At 71.1% G+C, this 204-nt stretch carries 1 protein-coding gene; it reads left to right on the top strand.

The genetic code is table 11. The features are described 5' to 3' along the window. Positions 1-204, top strand: a 204-nt coding sequence (locus ACLNEE_RS17155; RefSeq protein ID WP_412007480.1) for a hypothetical protein, incomplete at both ends; no start/stop codon positions are given.

Genomic DNA, 204 nt, shown 5'->3' with positions numbered 1-204 from the left:
TCGGGGTTGATGCCCTGGCCTCAGGGCAACGGGCGACGGCACTGGGTCCTCGCGCCAATGCCACCGGAACCGCCGCGACCGCCGTCGGGTTGGACGCCCGGGCTTCAGGTATCGCCGCCACAGCCCTCGGAGAAGCCTCCATCGCCGACGGTGAAAGCGCCACGGCCCTCGGGCGCAGCGCCAATGCCACGGGCTTCCAAACCA

This window comes from Aphanothece stagnina RSMan2012 (assembly GCF_046764815.1).
GTDB lineage: Bacteria > Cyanobacteriota > Cyanobacteriia > PCC-6307 > Cyanobiaceae > NIES-981.
The sequence above is the reverse complement of the archived record's forward strand: the minus strand, read 5'-3'. Positions and strand labels throughout refer to the sequence as shown.